The organism is Kitasatospora albolonga (genome assembly GCA_002082585.1).
GTDB classification, from domain to species: domain Bacteria; phylum Actinomycetota; class Actinomycetes; order Streptomycetales; family Streptomycetaceae; genus Streptomyces; species Streptomyces stephensoniae.
Map to the genome: position 1 here is coordinate 1,650,245 of CP020563.1, position 14,878 is coordinate 1,665,122.

12 protein-coding genes are annotated in these 14,878 nt (G+C 71.3%); 3 read left to right on the forward strand and 9 right to left on the reverse strand.

Translation table 11 applies throughout. From position 1 onward, the window contains the following. The first annotated feature begins 184 nt into the window (after positions 1 to 184). A complete protein-coding gene (locus B7C62_07115; protein ARF72062.1) occupies positions 185 to 1,885 on the forward strand; it encodes an alkaline phosphatase in 1,701 nt (566 codons plus the stop codon). Positions 1,886 to 1,892: 7 nt separating this feature from the next. On the opposite strand, the gene B7C62_07120 is transcribed toward B7C62_07115, so the two are convergent. Further along, the gene (locus B7C62_07120; protein ARF77028.1) at positions 1,893 to 2,471 is read right to left on the reverse strand and encodes a dienelactone hydrolase; all 579 of its coding nucleotides are present in this window, start codon (positions 2,469 to 2,471) and stop codon (positions 1,893 to 1,895) included. Between the two features lie 37 nt (positions 2,472 to 2,508). Here B7C62_07120 and B7C62_07125 point away from each other — a divergent pair, with 37 nt between their 5' ends. Next, complete coding sequence (locus tag B7C62_07125; protein ID ARF72063.1) at positions 2,509 to 3,660, forward strand: mechanosensitive ion channel protein; 1,152 nt, start codon at positions 2,509 to 2,511, stop codon at positions 3,658 to 3,660. 31 nt (positions 3,661 to 3,691) lie between these two features. Here B7C62_07125 and B7C62_07130 read toward each other — a convergent pair whose 3' ends face one another. The 5 genes from B7C62_07130 to B7C62_07150 form a co-directional block, all read right to left on the reverse strand. Then, a complete protein-coding gene (locus B7C62_07130; GenBank protein ARF72064.1) occupies positions 3,692 to 5,278 on the reverse strand; it encodes a Na+/H+ antiporter in 1,587 nt (528 codons plus the stop codon). A 191-nt stretch (positions 5,279 to 5,469) separates the two neighbouring features. Then, positions 5,470 to 5,955 (reverse strand): GNAT family N-acetyltransferase, encoded by a 486-nt coding sequence (locus B7C62_07135; GenBank protein ID ARF72065.1) that lies wholly within the window; start codon positions 5,953 to 5,955, stop codon positions 5,470 to 5,472. Further along, entirely contained in the window at positions 5,952 to 6,893 is a 942-nt protein-coding gene (locus B7C62_07140) for an RNA pseudouridine synthase (protein ID ARF72066.1), read from the reverse strand. The genes B7C62_07135 and B7C62_07140 overlap by 4 nt, the downstream gene beginning before the upstream one ends. A gap of 94 nt (positions 6,894 to 6,987) precedes the next feature. Continuing rightward, positions 6,988 to 7,578, reverse strand: coding sequence for a signal peptidase II (locus B7C62_07145; protein ARF72067.1), 591 nt, complete (start codon positions 7,576 to 7,578; stop codon positions 6,988 to 6,990). 57 nt (positions 7,579 to 7,635) lie between these two features. Beyond that, positions 7,636 to 8,463, reverse strand: a complete 828-nt coding sequence (locus B7C62_07150; GenBank protein ID ARF72068.1) for a DNA-binding protein — start codon at positions 8,461 to 8,463, stop codon at positions 7,636 to 7,638. A gap of 576 nt (positions 8,464 to 9,039) precedes the next feature. On the opposite strand from B7C62_07150, the gene B7C62_07155 reads away from it, so the two are divergent. Next, the gene (locus B7C62_07155) at positions 9,040 to 12,183 is read left to right on the forward strand and encodes an isoleucine--tRNA ligase (protein ARF72069.1); all 3,144 of its coding nucleotides are present in this window, start codon (positions 9,040 to 9,042) and stop codon (positions 12,181 to 12,183) included. Positions 12,184 to 12,638: 455 nt separating this feature from the next. Here the strand turns inward: B7C62_07155 and B7C62_07160 are convergent, their stop codons facing one another. From B7C62_07160 to B7C62_07170, 3 genes are all read right to left on the reverse strand, one after another. After that, entirely contained in the window at positions 12,639 to 13,781 is a 1,143-nt protein-coding gene (locus B7C62_07160; GenBank protein ARF72070.1) for a cell division protein DivIVA, read from the reverse strand. Positions 13,782 to 13,830: 49 nt separating this feature from the next. After that, a complete protein-coding gene (locus B7C62_07165; protein ID ARF72071.1) occupies positions 13,831 to 14,115 on the reverse strand; it encodes a YggT family protein in 285 nt (94 codons plus the stop codon). Positions 14,116 to 14,205: 90 nt separating this feature from the next. After that, complete coding sequence (locus B7C62_07170; GenBank protein ID ARF72072.1) at positions 14,206 to 14,829, reverse strand: cell division protein SepF; 624 nt, start codon at positions 14,827 to 14,829, stop codon at positions 14,206 to 14,208. Positions 14,830 to 14,878: the final 49 nt, after the last annotated feature.

Below are 14,878 nucleotides of genomic sequence, written 5' to 3' on the forward strand. Positions count from 1 at the left end.
CCCGTAACTCCGGACGGCTCGGACTCCGGACGGCTCGGACTCCGGCCCCGGGCCCGGTGCTTGCGGCCTCCGGCCCCGTACTCCGGACGGCTCGGCGGCCTCCCGGGGACCATCAGCTGACGGGCGGGCGAACTTCCTCTGTTCGCCCGCCCGTTCGCTGTACGCGCCAGTAGGGTGATGGGCCGTGACCAGTCGACACGTTTCCTCACCGAGCCGCCGCACGGTCGTCCGGGCCGCCGCCGCGACCGCCGCAGCCGTCCCCGTACTCTCCGCCACCGCGGACGCCGACGCCAGTGCTCCGGCTTCCGCCTCCGCCCCGTCGGAGGCAGCGGCCCCGGCACCCGCCTTCCTGCACGGCGTCGCCTCCGGTGATCCGCTGCCCGACGGTGTCCTGCTGTGGAGCCGGGTCACCCCCGAGCCCGGCGCGGAGCCCGGTTCGGGGCGCGGGGCCGATACGCCGGTGCGCTGGGAGGTGGCGGAGGACCGGGAGTTCACCGCGACAGCCGCGAGCGGGGCGACGCTCGCCTCGGCCCTCTCCGACCACACGGTGAAGGCCGACGTCCGCGGACTGCGGCCGGCCACGACGTACTACTTCCGCTTCACGGCGGGCGGCCAGGGCCCCGGGGGCGGCGAGGTCCACTCCCCCACCGGCCGCACCCGCACCGCGCCCGCCGTCGGGGCGGACGTGGCGGGGCTCCGCTTCGGGGTGGTGTCCTGCGCCAACTGGGAGGCCGGCTGGTTCTCCGCGTACCGGCATCTCGCCGCCCGCCCCGACCTGGACGCGGTGCTGCACCTGGGCGACTACCTGTACGAGTACGCGACCGGCGGCTACCCGACCCAGGGCGCGGCCCTGCGCGAGCACCGGCCCGCCCACGAGATCCTGGACCTCGCCGACTACCGGGCCCGGCACGGCAACTACAAGACCGACGCCGACCTCCAGTCGCTGCACGCGGCCCACCCGGTCATCGCGATCTGGGACGACCACGAGTTCGCCAACGACGCCTGGTCGGGCGGGGCGCAGAACCACACCCCGGGTACGGAGGGGGTGTGGGAGCAGCGGGTGGCGGCGGCCAAGCAGGCGTACTTCGAGTGGATGCCGGTCCGCGCCTCCACCGAGGGGACGGTCTACCGGCGGCTGCGGTTCGGGCGGCTGGCCGATCTGCACCTGCTGGACCTGCGGAGCTTCCGGTCGCGGCAGGCGTCCATCGGCAGCGGCGCGGTGGACGACCCGGAGCGTACGATCACGGGCCGGGCGCAGCTGGACTGGCTGAAGGCGGGGCTGGCCGGGTCGGACGCGGTGTGGAAGCTGGTCGGTACGTCGGTGATGATCTCGCCGGTCGCCTTCGGCGCGCTCCCCGCGCATCTGCTGGAGCCGCTCGCCGGGCTGCTGGGGCTGCCGAAGGAGGGGCTCGCGGTCAACGTGGACCAGTGGGACGGGTACACCGACGACCGCCGGGAGCTGATCGGGCATCTGCGGGAGCGGGGGATCACCGACACGGTGTTCCTGACCGGCGATGTCCACATGGCCTGGGCCAACGATGTGCCGGTGCGGGCCGCCACATATCCGCTGTCGCCCTCGGCCGCGACGGAGTTCGTCGTCACGTCGGTGACCTCGGGCAACCTGGACGACATCCTGAGGGTCGCGCCGCACACCGTGTCGCTCGTCGCGGCGGCGGCCGTGCGGGGGGCCAACCGCCATGTGAAGTGGGTGGACATGGACTCGCACGGCTACGGCGTCCTGGACGTCACCGCCGGGCACGCGCAGATGGACTACTACGTGCTCTCCGACCGGACGGCCAGGGACGCCACGTCCTCCTGGGCGCGCTCCTACCGGACGCGGCGGGGCACCCAGAAGGCCGAGCGGGCGGACCGGCCGGTCCGCTGAGGGCCGCCTACAGGGTGGCCAGGAAGCCGAGGGCGACCTTCCAGGTCTGCTCGGCGGCGGCCCGGTCGTAGTCGTGGAGGTCGGGGTCGGTGAAGAGGTGGCCGGCCCCGGGGTAGCGGTAGATCTCCACGTCGGCGCCCGTGCGCTGCATCTGGAGGTACCAGCTGTTGAGCCAGTCATGGGACTCGAAGGGGTCCGGGTCCGCCACATGCAGCTGGACCGGCAGCTCCTCCACCGTCGCGTTCTCCGCGATGTCCGAGGTGCCGTGGAAGAGCAGCAGCCCGCGCGCCTTCGCGTCCCCGAGCGCCAGGGTCTGGGCGGTCGCCGCGCCGAGGGAGAACCCGGCGTAGACGAGTCCCAGGTCCGAGTAGGGGGCGGCGGCCAGCACCGCGCGCTTCAGCAGCTCCTCCTTGCCGACCTCCTCCTTGAAGGCCAGGCCCTCCTCCACCGTGCCGAAGGTGTGGCCCTCGAAGAGATCGGGCACGCGCACCTCGTGGCCGGCGTCCCTCAGGCGCGCGGCCGCCGCGTGCACCGCGGGCGTGAGCCCGTAGGTCGAGTGGAAAAGCATGATGTCCATGAGGCCCATGGTGCCAGTTGTGCCCCCCAGCTTGGAGGACGAGGCGATGGAGACCGTGCTGCGCCCGCTGATCGTGATCGGCGGTTCCGTGGTGATCACCCTGCTGGTCGGCTGGCTGGTCGACCGGCTGCTGCGCAGGGCCGACAGCCGCCACCACGAGACCCCGCTCTGGGGTCTGCTGCGGCGCTGCCGGCCACCGCTGCAAGTCGTGATCATCACCGCGCTGCTGCGGGGCAGCTACCGCCAGTCGGGCATCGCCTGGGTGTGGGAGCACCGGGTCGGGATCGGCCAGGCCCTCACGCTCGTCCTGATCGGCGCCTCCGCCTGGCTGGTGGTCCGGATCGCGGTGACGGTCGTGGAGGCCACCTACGCCCGGTACGCGACGGCCACCCGCGATCCGGCCCGGGTGCGCCGGGTCCGTACGCAGGTCACGCTGATCCAGCGGGTCGTCATCGCGGTCGTGACGGTGGTCGCGATCGCCGCGATGCTGCTGACGTTCCCGGCGATGCGCGCGGTCGGCACCTCGATGCTGGCCTCGGCCGGGGTGCTCGGCATCGTCGCCGGTGTCGCGGCGCAGTCGACGCTCGGCAACCTCTTCGCCGGGCTCCAGATCGCCTTCGGCGACATGGTCCGGATCGGCGACACCGTGGTGGTGGACGGCGAGTGGGGGACCATCGAGGAGATCACGCTGACGTTCCTGGCGGTACGGACCTGGGACGAGCGGCGGATCACGATGCCGGTCTCGTACTTCACGAGCAAGCCGTTCGAGAACTGGTCGCGCGGCGGGGTCCAGATGACCGGCACGGTCTTCTTCCACCTCGACCACGCGGCGCCGGTGGCCGCGATGCGCCGGAAGCTGCGGGACATCCTGGGCGACATCGCCGCCTGGGACGGCCGGGACTGGTCGCTGGCCGTCACCGACACGACCCCGACCACGATCCAGGTGCGGGCGGTGGTCACGGCGAAGGACGCGGACGACATCTGGACGGTGCGGTGCGCGGTGCGCGAGCAGCTGATCGGCTGGCTGCGCGACCACCACCCGTACGCGCTGCCGCGCGTCGCCGCCTCCCCCGCCGCGCTGCCGCCGGGCGAGCAGTGGGCGGAGCTGACGGGCGCGGAGCCCCGGCCTTCCCGCAACGGCACGGGCCCCGACCGCGACCCGGACGACTCCAAGGCGCCCCGGACGGGCCGCGGCTGAGATCCCTCCCGTACGCTCCGGGGCCCCGGCGTCAGCGCAGTGAGCGGAAGTCCAGCTGGCGCAGCACCCGGTCCACGACCTCCGGGTCGGAACCGGCCTCGTTGCGGGCGGAGAGCACCTCGTGGCGGGCGGCCGACATCATCTCGCGCTGGACGCGGCTGACCGCCTTGAACCGCTCGACGCGCTGGGCGTACGCCTCGCGCCGCTCCTCGTCGACGATCTCCGGGTTGATCCGGGCCCCGATGTCGTACGCGGCCTTCTGGAGCCGCTCCACGACCTCTTCCGGGAACTCCTCGACCTCCTGGATCTCCTTGAGGCGGTGCTTGGCGGCCTTGGCCGCGCGCAGGGCGAGGTCCCGCTCCAGGGCCTCCTCGGCGGCGGCGTCGGCGCGCACCCGGAGCTTGCGGACCAGCCAGGGCAGGGTGAGGCCCTGGAAGACGAGGGTGACCATGATCACGCAGAAGGCGATGAAGATAATCTCGTCGCGGCCGGGGAAGGGCTGTCCGTCGTCGGTCTCCAGCGGGATGGCGAGCGCCAGCGCGACGGAGGCCACCCCGCGCATCCCGGCCCACCACATGACGACGGTCTCCCGCCAGCCGGTGGGGATCTCCTCGCTGACGTCCCGCCGGGTGTGCAGCTTCTTGGCGAGCCAGGTGGCGGGGAGCAGCCAGGCCAGCCGGACCCCGATGACGACCGCGACGACGACGAGCCCCCAGCCGAGCATCTGGAACTCGCGCCCGTCGGAGGTGCCGAACACACTGTGCAGCTCCAGGCCGATCAGCCCGAAGGCCACACCGGTGACCAGGGTGTCGACGATCTCCCAGAAGGTACGTCCGGTGAGCCTGCCCAGCACGTCGTCGGCGTCGGCGGTGTGCTCGGCGAGGTAGAGCGCGATGGTCAGGACGGCGAGCACGCCGGAGCCCATCAGCTCCTCCGACAGGACGTAGGCCACGAAGGGCACGAGCAGGCTCAGCCCGACCTGGAGGGTGGCGTCGCCGAGCATCCCCATCAGCTTGATGGTGAGCCAGCCGAGCGCGAGGCCGACGGCGACCGCGACCACGGCGGAGAGGATCAGCTGCCCGAACGCCTCGGGCACCGAGAAGGTCCCGCTCACCGCCGCGGCGATGGCCACGTGGTAGAGCACGATGGCGGTGACGTCGTTGAAGAGGCCCTCGCCCTCCAGGATCGAGACGAGCCGCCGCGGCAGTCCGACCGAGCCCGCGACGGCGGTCGCGGCGACCGGGTCGGGCGGGGCGACGAGCGCGCCCAGCGCCACGGCGGCGGCGATCGGCAGCCCGGGCACGATGGAGTTGGCGACGGCGGCGACGGCGGCCGTGGTGACGAAGACCAGGGCGACGGCCAGCAGGAAGATCGGGCGTTTGTTGGCGGCGAACTGGCGCCAGGAGGTGCGCTGCACGGAGGCGTAGAGCAGCGGCGGCAGCAGGGCCGGGAGGATGATCTCGGGCGGGATGTCGACGTTCGGGACGAAGGGCGCGAACGCCATCGCGACCCCGGCGAGCGTCATCAGGACCGGTGCGGGCAGCCCGAGCCGGGCGCCGAGGGGCACCGTGACCACAGCTCCGAGCAGCAACAGGAGCAGCAGGGCCATCTGATCCACGGGAGGGGCCTTCCGGAGCGTGCGGTTCCGGGCCGGTCACCGGGCCGACGCACAGGTCACGGCCGCGCCGCGCCCAGGGGGGCCGACCGGGGTGAGCGGCCGTCGGGGCCCGGCCGGGTCGGCGGCCGAGCGGGAACTCCACCCTGCCACGCACGGCCCGCGGGAGGGCCGGGACCCCCCGGCGGCGGACGTCAGTCCTGGTGCAGTTCGCGCCGCATCGCCCGGTGCGGAATGCCCGCGTCCGGGAACTCGGGGCCGTACACGACGTAACCGAGCCGCTCGTAGAAGCCGAGGGCGTGCGTCTGGGCGTGCAGGTCCACGGCGGTCAGGCCGAGTCCGGCCGCCTCGTCCTCGATGGCGCGCACCAGGGCGGCGCCGACACCGAGGCCGCGCGCCCGCCGGGTCACGGCGAGCCGCCCGAGCGAGCCGACGGCGGGGTCGCCGCCGGTCTTCCCGGCCGCGGCGTCCCCGTAGAGCAGCCGCCCGGTGCCGAGCGCGGTGCCGTCCGCCGCGACCGCCAGGACGTGCACGGCGGTGGCGTCGTAGGCGTCGTACTCGATCTCCTCGGGCACGTCCTGCTCACCGACGAAGACGTCCTTGCGCACCTGGAAGCAGGCGGCGAGGTCGCCCTCCCCGACGGCCCTGCGGGTGGTGTACGGGGGTGGGGCGGCGGTCACTGGCTCTCCGCGGAGATGGTGTCCAGGGCGTGCTGGAGGTCGGCCGGGTAGGTGCTGGAGAACTCCACCCAGCTGCCGTCGCTCGGGTGCTCGAAGCCCAGGCGCACCGCGTGCAGCCACTGCCGGGTCAGCCCGAGCCGCTTGGCCAGGGTCGGGTCGGCGCCGTACGTCAGGTCGCCGACGCAGGGGTGGCGGTGGGCGGACATGTGGACCCGGATCTGGTGGGTGCGGCCGGTCTCCAGCTTGATGTCCAGGAGGCTGGCGGCGCGGTACGCCTCGATGAGGTCGTAGTGGGTCACCGACGGCTTGCCCTCGGCGGTGACGGCCCACTTGTAGTCGTGGTTGGGGTGGCGCCCGATGGGGGCGTCGATGGTGCCGCTCATCGGGTCCGGGTGGCCCTGGACGAGGGCGTGGTACTTCTTGTCGACGACCCGGTCGCGGAACTGGGCCTTGAGCAGGGTGTACGCGCGCTCGGACTTGGCGACGACCATCAGGCCGGAGGTGCCGACGTCGAGGCGGTGCACGATGCCCTGGCGCTCGGCGGCGCCGGAGGTCGAGATCCGGTACCCGGCGGCGGCGAGGCCGCCGATGACGGTGGTGCCGGTCCAGCCGGGGCTGGGGTGGGCCGCGACACCGACCGGCTTCATGATGACCACGATGTCGTCGTCGTCATGGACGATCTCCATGCCCTCGACGGGCTCGGCGACGATCTGGACGGGGGCGGGCGCCCCCGGCATCTCGACCTCCAGCCAGGCACCGCCGTGCACGCGCTCGGACTTGCCGGCCACCGAACCGTCCACCTGGACCTTCCCGGCGGCGGCCAGCTCGGCGGCCTTGGTGCGGGAGAAACCGAACATACGGGCGATGGCGGCGTCGACACGCTCGCCTTCCAGGCCGTCCGGTACGGGCAGGGTGCGGATCTCGGGGTGCGTACTCACCAGTCGAGTATGCCTTGCGCGCCACGCTCCCCGCGCAGCCCGGTCGGCCCCTGTGGACAGTCGGCCCCTGTGGACAGTCAGTCCTTGTGGACAGTCAGTCCTTGTGGACGGTCCCGTCGGGGTCCAGCCCCTTGAAGGAGAGGATCACGATGAGGATGCCGCCGCAGACGATGGCGGAGTCGGCGAGGTTGAAGACGGCGAAGTGCTTGGGGGCGATGAAGTCGACCACCGCCCCTTCGAAGACACCGGGCGCCCGGAAGATCCGGTCGGTGAGGTTGCCGAGCGCACCGCCCAGGAGCAGTCCCAGGGCGATGGCCCACGGCAGGCTGTAGAGCTTGCGGGCCAGCCGGATGACGACCACGATCACCCCGGCCGCGATGATCGTGAAGATCACCGTGAACGCCTCGCCGAACCCGAACGCGGCGCCCGGATTGCGCAGCGCCCGGAACTGGAGCCAGTCGCCGATGATGTCGATCGGCGGCTGGTGCTCCAGCTTGGCGACCACGATCAGCTTGGAGACCAGGTCCAGCAGGTAGGCGACGATCGCGACGCCGACGAGCACCAGGATCTTGCGCTTGCCCGTGCCCGCGTTCACGGCGGCGTCGGCGGCCGTGGAGCCGCTTCCGTCCGTGTGCTCGGTCTCGGGATCTTCCGGCGTACCGATGATGCGCTCCGCCTCTGCCACGTGAGTCCCTCAACCTAGGTGCCTGACTGAGGAGAGGGTACGACACACCTGTACGGGTCAGCCGCGCCGCTCCTGCTTCTGTTTGTCCTCGACACAGAGGGTGGCGCGGGGAAATGCCTGCATCCGTGCCTTGCCGATCGGTTTGCCGCAGATCTCGCAGAGCCCGTAGGTCCCCGCTTCGAGCCGGGCAAGGGCCCGCTCGGTCTGTTCCAGCATCTCCTGGGCGTTGGCGGCGAGCGCCAGCTCGTGTTCGCGCGTGATGTTCTTGGTGCCCGTGTCGGCCTCGTCGTCACCGGCCCCGTCGCCGGAGTCCCGCATCAGCCCGGCGAGCGCCGCGCCCGAGGTCTCCAGCTCGTCGCGGAGCCGCGTGATCTCACCGGTCAGCAGCGTCCGGGCCTCGGTCACCTCCTCGGGCGTCCAGGGGTCCTCCCCGGGCCGTACCGCCAGTTCGCCGGGGGCGGCGGCCGCGACGGCTCCCCGGGCCGACGGCACGGCCGCTGCCTCGTCCGGACCGGCTGCGGGACTCGCGCTCTTCTTGGCTACCACCGTGTGGGCTCCCGTCTCCTCGGCGGCCTGGGCCGCCCCCGTGGCCGTCTGTGCGGCCGTCTTCGAAGCCTTCTTGGCCGCGCTCTTCTTCGCGGGGCTCTTCTTGGCGCTCGCGGTGCTCTTCTTGGCGGCGGTCTTCTTCGCCGCCGCCTTCTTTGCAGGCGCTTTCTTCGCAGCTGTCTTCTTGGCGGCCGCCTTCTTGGCAGCCGCCTTCTTGGAGGGCGCCTTCCCGGGCGCCTGCTCGGTATCCGCCCCGTCCGGGGACGTGACGTCGGCCGGTGGCTTCCCGTCGGCCTTCTGCCCGGCCGCGGTCTCTTCCGCCGTCTTCTTCGCCACCATGGCCGCGGCCCCTTCACATATTGTGATCTTGCTCGCGAATCGTGCTGGGACGATAAATCGACCCCAGCCCCGCGGCAACGGGGCACGCCGCCCTTTCGCCCCTCCCCGTACCCGCTCGTGGCGCGCCTGCATCCGTTGTTCCCAGCTCCCCGCCCGGTAATCCGCCCCAGGACGCCCCCGCACCCCCGCGGAGAACTCCGTACGCCCCCGACTGGCCATTCGGGTCACGCCCGGGGCCCCGGTTAAACCGGTCGGCCGACGGCCGTACGGGCCCGTACACTGGGCCCAGCGAGAGGCATGGATGGGACGAGTAGCGCCGTACGCAGCCAGCAGCGACCCGGGGACGGTGGGAGCCCGGGGGTGAGCGCGTCGTGAAGATCACCCCGGAGCCGCCGGAAGAAAGCCTTGGACGTGTGGGTTCCGCCCACCGGCCCCCAGGCCGCTAGACCCGGCATCGCGACCCCAATGAGGGGGCCACGGGCGCACGCCCGGGGCCAAGGAGGGTGGTACCGCGGGAGCCGATGCGCTCTCGTCCCTCCGACGGAAGTGGAAGACGTCCGCCGGAGGAAGCCGCACATGACATCGCCGCAGTACCGCCAGGTACCCGCCCAGGTCGACCTGCCCGCGCTGGAGCACGCCGTTCTCGACTTCTGGCGAGAGAACAAGGTGTTCGCCAAGAGCCTGGACCAGTCCGAGGGCCGCCCGGAGTGGGTCTTCTACGAGGGCCCTCCGACCGCCAACGGCATGCCCGGCGCCCACCACATCGAGGCCCGCGTCTTCAAGGACGTCTTCCCCCGCTTCCGCACCATGCAGGGCTACCACGTGGGCCGCAAGGCAGGCTGGGACTGCCACGGCCTGCCGGTCGAGCTGGCCGTGGAGAAGGAGCTGGGCTTCAACGGCAAGAAGGACATCGAGGCGTTCGGCATCGCCGAGTTCAACGCCAAGTGCCGTGAGTCGGTGACCCGGCACACCGACGCCTTCGCCGAGCTCACGACCCGTATGGGGTACTGGGTCGACCTGGACGACGCGTACCGCACGATGGACCCGGAGTACGTCGACTCCGTCTGGTGGTCGCTGAAGGAGATCTTCAACAAGGACCTGCTCGTCCAGGACCACCGCGTCGCCCCCTGGTGTCCGCGCTGCGGCACGGGCCTCTCCGACCACGAGCTGGCCCAGGGGTACGAGACGGTCGTCGACCCCTCCGTCTTCGTCCGCTTCCCCCTCACCAGCGGCCCGCTGGCAGGCGAGGCGGCCCTCCTGGTCTGGACGACGACCCCCTGGACCCTGGTCTCCAACACGGCGGTCGCCGCGCACCCCGAGGTCCGGTACGTCGTCGCGACCAACGGCGAGGAGAAGCTCGTCGTCGCCGAACCTCTGGTGGAAAAGGCCCTCGGCGAGGGCTGGGAGGTGACCGGCCAGTCGTTCACCGGCGCCGAGATGGAGCGCTGGAGCTACGAGCGCCCCTTCACCCTGGTCGACTTCCCGGCCGAGGCCCACTACGTGGTCAACGCCGAGTACGTCACGACCGAGGACGGTACGGGTCTGGTCCACCAGTCCCCCGCGTTCGGCGCCGACGACCTCCTGGTCTGCCGCTCCTACGGCCTCCCGGTGGTCAACCCGGTCCGCCCCGACGGCACGTTCGAGGAAGACCTCCCCCTGGTCGGCGGCGTCTTCTTCAAGAAGGCCGACGAAGCGCTCACCGCGGACCTGGACACGCGCGGCAAGCTCTTCCGCCATGTCCCGTACGAGCACAGCTACCCGCACTGCTGGCGCTGCCACACGGCGCTGCTCTACTACGCGCAGCCGTCCTGGTACATCAGGACGACGGCCATCAAGGACCGTCTCCTTCAGGAGAACGAAAAGACCAACTGGTTCCCGGACTCGGTCAAGAACGGTCGTTTCGGCGACTGGCTGAACAACAACGTGGACTGGGCGCTCTCCCGCAACCGCTACTGGGGCACGCCGCTGCCGATCTGGCGCTGCGAGGACAACCACCTGACGTGCGTGGGCTCGCGCGCCGAACTGACGGAACTCACAGGCACCGACCAGTCATCGCTCGACCCCCACCGCCCGTTCATCGACGAGATCACCTTCACCTGCACGCACGAGAACTGCCAGCTGGAGGCGTACCGCGTCCCGGAGGTCATCGACGCCTGGTACGACTCGGGTTCGATGCCGTTCGCGCAGTGGGGCTACCCGTACAAGAACAAGGAGGTCTTCGAGAGCCGCTACCCCGCGCAGTTCATCTCGGAGGCCATCGACCAGACCCGCGGCTGGTTCTACACGCTGATGGCGGTGGGAACGCTGGTCTTCGACAAGTCCTCGTACGAGAACGTGGTCTGCCTGGGCCACATCCTCGCCGAGGACGGCCGCAAGATGTCCAAGCACCTGGGCAACATCCTCCAGCCGATCCCGCTGATGGACCAGCACGGCGCGGACGCGGTCCGCTGGTTCATGGCGGCCGGCGGCTCCCCCTGGGCGGCGCGCCGGGTGGGTCACGGAACGATCCAGGAGGTGGTCCGCAAGACGCTCCTGACGTACTGGAACACGGTGGCGTTCCAGGCCCTGTACGCCCGCACGTCCGGCTGGGCCCCCTCCGAGGCCGACCCGGCCCCGGCGGACCGCACGGTCCTGGACCGCTGGCTGCTGAGCGAACTCAACGTCCTGGTCGACCAGATGACGGTCGCGATGGAGGGCTACGACACCCAGCGCGCCGGCAAGCTGCTCTCGGCGTTCGTGGACGACCTCTCCAACTGGTACGTACGCCGCTCGCGCCGCCGCTTCTGGCAGGGCGACAAGGCGGCCCTGCGCACGCTGCACGAGGTGGTCGAGACGGTGACGCGGCTGATGGCCCCGCTGGTCCCGTTCATCACGGAGCGGGTCTGGCAGGACCTGATCGCGCCGGTCACGCCGGAGGCCCCGGAGTCGGTGCACCTCTCCTCCTGGCCGAAGCCGGACACGACGGCGATCGACCCGACCCTGTCGACCCAGATGGCGCTGGTGCGCCGCCTGGTGGAGCTGGGCCGGGCGACGCGGGCGGAGTCGGGCGTCAAGACGCGCCAGCCCCTGTCCCGTGCCCTCGTCGCGGCGAACGGCTTCGAGTCCCTCGCTCCGGACCTGCGTGCGCAGATCACGGAAGAGCTGAACGTCACATCGCTCGCCTCGCTCTCGGAGGTCGGCGGCTCGCTGGTCGACACGACGGCGAAGGCGAACTTCCGGGCGCTGGGCAAGCGGTTCGGCAAGGGCGTCCAGGCGGTGGCCAAGGCGGTGGCCGAGGCGGACGCGGCGGCGCTCTCCCTGGCCCTGCGCGAGGGCACGGCGACAGTCGAGGTGGAGGGCGAGCGGATCACCCTCGCCCCGGATGAGGTGATCATCACGGAGACCCCGCGCGAGGGCTGGTCGGTCGCCTCGGACTCGGGCGCGACGGTCGCCCTGGACCTGGAGATCACCCCGGAACTGCGCCGCGCGGGCCTGGCCCGTGACGCGATCCGCCTGATCCAGGAGGCCCGCAAGAACAGCGGCCTGGACGTGGCGGACCGCATCGCCGTCCGCTGGACGACGACGTCCGAGGCCACACGGGAGGCCCTCACGGAGCACACCCCCCTGATCTCGGACGAGGTCCTGGCCGTGGACTACGCGGAGGGTGTGGCGGACGACACGTACGGCGAGCCGTTCGAGGACGAGGGCCTGGCCCTCACGTTCCGCCTGCGGAAGCGGTAGCCGGTACGTCTACGAGGGGCCCGGCCGGACACGTTCCGGCCGGGCCCTTCCGCGTACCCCCTCAGGGGCTCCGCCCCGAACCCCCGCGCCTCAAACGCCGGCGAGGCTGTCTATGCCGCTCCGCCCCCACCCAGCCCGTCCGCCTTCTCTTCCAGCCCCTCCGGCGTTTGAGGAGCGGGGTCCGGGGCGGAGCCCCGAAAACCCCAGCCCGTCCGGCGCTTGAGAACAAGGGGTCCGGGGCAGCGCCCCGGTTTCGGGAAGGGGCGGGTAGGGGAACAAGCCCGCCGCAGGCGCCCCCACCCGCGCCCCACCCCGCTCCTCAGCCCACCCACCCCCACCCCACTTCCCCCAGCAACAACGGCGACGCCCACGCCAAAGGGCCGGGCCCCGGGGAAAACCCCGGGGCCCGGCCCTGACTGCCGACGACGGCTACGCGCTCACCGAGCGCGAACCGATCAGTTGTCGTCCTCGTCGATCAAGAACCCCCGCATCGGCGACGGCGCCTGCTGCATCGGCTGCGGCGCCTGCGGCCGAACCGGTGCCATCGGCTGCGTCATCGCGGGCGACATCTGCTGCTGGCCACCGTAGGACGGCGCACCGCCCATGGACTGGCCGCCACCCATCTGCTGGCCGCCGTGGCCACCGTGGTTGGAGCTGCCCATGGAGTGACCCATCGCACCCGCACCGGCCGGAGCCAGCGAGGGGGACGGCGGCAGCGAAGCGGTCGCCGGAGTCCGCGGCGGGGCGAGCGAGTCGTCCGACTGGGTCTCCAGCTGACGCAGCTGGCTCTCCAGGTAGGACTTCAGCCGCGTGCGGTACTCGCGCTCGAAGCCGCGCAGGTCCTCGACCTTGCGCTCCAGCGTCGCGCGGGCCGACTCCAGCGAGCCCATCGCCACGCGGTGCTTCTCCTGCGCGTCCCGCTCCAGGGCGTCGGCCTTGGCGCGCGCGTCGCGCTCCAGACCCTCGGCACGGCTCCGCGCCTCGCCGACGATCTTGTTGGCCTCGGAACGGGCCTCCGCGATCGCCTGGTCGGCGGTCTGCTGCGCGAGCGAGAGGACACGGGCGGCGCTGTCGCCACCGGGGCCCTGCCCCTGCTGCTGCATCTGCGGCTGCTGCATCTGCTGCATCTGCTGCTGGGGGTGCTGACCCATGGGGCCGCCCATCGGGCCACCCATGGGACCGCCCTGCATCGGGCCGGGGCCGTGCGGACCCTGCGGGCCGCCGTGGCCGCCCTGGGGGCCGTGACCGCTGGGACCGGCAGGCAGCTGCGGGGCGCCACCGGGCAGCTGGGGCGGACCCATCTGCGGGGGCTGCTGCTGCTGCGGCGGTCCTGATATGGCGGCGGGAACGGGCGCGCCCGGGCGGTCCTGCTGCTCCGGGGGCTTGCGCATACCCTGCTGCTGTTGCTGCTGGTTCTGCGCGGCGGCACGCGTCGCGGCGGCCAGCTTGGCGCGCAGGTCCTCGTTCTCACGGAGCAGACGGGTCAGCTCCGCTTCGACCTCGTCGAGAAAGGCATCGACCTCGTCCTCGTCATAGCCTTCTCGGAGGCGGACGGTCGTGAACTGCTTGTTCCGCACGTCCTCGGGGGTCAACGGCATCTCTTCTTCACCTCTACGTAGTCGTCGGCAGTCGGCAAGACCGTATCGCTCACAACCGGATCACAACGCTGATCAGGATGTAGACGATGATCATCAGAACGAAGAAGGACAGGTCGAGTGCCACGCCCCCGAGACGCAGCGGCGGAATGAACCGCCGCAGAAGCTTGAGCGGTGGATCGGTGACAGTGTAGGTGGCCTCAAGTACGACCACCATCGCCTTGCCGGGTTGCCATGAACGTGCGAACTGGAAGACGTAGTCCATGACCAGCCGGAAGATCAGCACGATGAGGAAACACATCAGCGCGATATAGACCACATCCAGTGCGACGCCCATGTCTCGCGCTTCCCTCTCCCCTGGCTCTCGTTGCTCCGGCCTCGTGGCCGGTACCGGCCTCGCGGCCGGGTCGTTCCCGGTGTCGTGTTCTCAGCTCTGGTTGAAGAATCCGCCCTCTGCGATGCGGGCCTTGTCCTCCGCCGTGACATCGACGTTAGCAGGCGACAACAGGAACACCTTCTGCGTCACGCGTTCAATGCTGCCATGGAGCCCGAAGACGAGTCCTGCGGCAAAGTCGACAAGTCGCTTCGCGTCCGTATCGTCCATCTCCGTGAGATTCATGATCACCGGAGTGCCCTCACGGAAGTGTTCCCCGATGGTACGGGCCTCGTTGTAGGTCCTGGGGTGCAGCGTGGTGATGCGGTACGGCTCCCGCTCGGACACGACCTTGGGCATGATCACCGGTGCGTTCTTCTCCATGTTCGGACGTTCGGGTGTGATGGATGCCACGGGGGCGATCCGGGCGGGTCGCGCGCTTTCCGCGGGGAGCTGAACCGGCTCGCGCTGGGCGGGCGGTTGCACTACTCGTACCGGTTCGTCCCTTTCGCGCTCGCGCTCACGCTCGCGTTCCACCTGGTGCGGCGGCTGGTGCCGACGCCGCTCGGGCTCCGGCTCGGGCTCGAAGTCGTCATCGGGGTCGAAGCCCCGGCCGTCGTACCCATCGTCCTCCACGAGGCCGAGGTAGACCGCCATCTTGCGCATAGCGCCGGCCATTTCCTGAGTCCTCCGCTCTGTGGTGGATCGGCATTCGTCACCAAGTGCC

Coding starts and splice junctions, on each gene's coding strand:
- B7C62_07125 (ARF72063.1), top strand. CDS start 2,509: ATGGAGACCGTGCTGCGCCCGCTGATCGTGATCGGCGGTTCCGTGGTG.
- B7C62_07160 (ARF72070.1), bottom strand. CDS start 13,781: ATGCCGTTGACCCCCGAGGACGTGCGGAACAAGCAGTTCACGACCGTC.
- B7C62_07155 (ARF72069.1), top strand. CDS start 9,040: ATGACATCGCCGCAGTACCGCCAGGTACCCGCCCAGGTCGACCTGCCC.
- B7C62_07150 (ARF72068.1), bottom strand. CDS start 8,463: ATGGTGGCGAAGAAGACGGCGGAAGAGACCGCGGCCGGGCAGAAGGCC.
- B7C62_07165 (ARF72071.1), bottom strand. CDS start 14,115: ATGGGCGTCGCACTGGATGTGGTCTATATCGCGCTGATGTGTTTCCTC.
- B7C62_07120 (ARF77028.1), bottom strand. CDS start 2,471: ATGGGCCTCATGGACATCATGCTTTTCCACTCGACCTACGGGCTCACG.
- B7C62_07170 (ARF72072.1), bottom strand. CDS start 14,829: ATGGCCGGCGCTATGCGCAAGATGGCGGTCTACCTCGGCCTCGTGGAG.